The sequence below is a fragment of the Chromobacterium sp. LK1 genome (assembly GCF_001043555.1).
Taxonomy (GTDB): Bacteria; Pseudomonadota; Gammaproteobacteria; order Burkholderiales; family Chromobacteriaceae; genus Chromobacterium; species Chromobacterium aquaticum.
In genome coordinates this window covers 1-612 of sequence record NZ_LDUI01000086.1, presented here as the reverse complement: position 1 = coordinate 612, position 612 = coordinate 1, and the positions used below count along the sequence as shown (strand labels likewise).

Sequence of the window (612 nt, the reverse complement as noted above, 5' to 3'; positions counted from 1 at the left end):
CCGGCCAGCGTGGTCGGCCTGCTGGCGCTCCCCCAGGCGATCTGCTGCACCGCCTGCAGCAATTGGTCCTTGCGCGCCGGGTTGGCGCTCTGGCCGCTGCTCTTGACCACGTTCAGCAGTTCTTCCTGGTTGGCGATGACGGCGGACTGCACATTGTTCAGCCAGTCGGCGCCGACGATGGTGCCCAATTCGCCACTGCTGGGGTTGCCGTCGTGAAACAGCGCGTCCGGCGTGGGTACGGGCTTGATGACTTCACGCATGAGAATCTCCTATAGGGTGAGCGATTAGGACGTGAACGCGTTGAATTGCGGCTGGCTGGCCTGGCGCGCCCAGATTTCCTGCTGCGGGTCGAACGACGGACTGGCGGTGGCCGGCGCCGCGTCGGCGGCGTGGTCGGTGGACGATTCAATAGGCTCGGAAGGGAGGATGGGCTGGGTATCTTGCATGAAACGCTCCTGATGATGGGAGGGGAAGGGAAAGCACAGGCTCCCGCCCGCTGGGGGCGGGGCTGTGAGGGGAAGGGGGAGACGGCGGGAGGGGCCGCGCGGGAGCGCGGTTTAAGAACGTGTTTACGATCTCGCGAGACGAGGCGAAAACGAGCGAAAAAGCGGA

The 612-nt window shown here is 65.0% G+C and carries 1 protein-coding gene and 1 pseudogene; both read right to left on the bottom strand.

The window, feature by feature from the left end; genetic code table 11:
* Positions 1-260, bottom strand: a pseudogene (locus tag VI26_RS22940) (hypothetical protein); the annotation flags it as partial.
* 24 nt (positions 261-284) lie between these two features.
* Complete coding sequence (locus tag VI26_RS24760) at positions 285-446, bottom strand: hypothetical protein (protein WP_156184013.1); 162 nt, start codon at positions 444-446, stop codon at positions 285-287.
* Positions 447-612 lie beyond the last annotated feature (166 nt).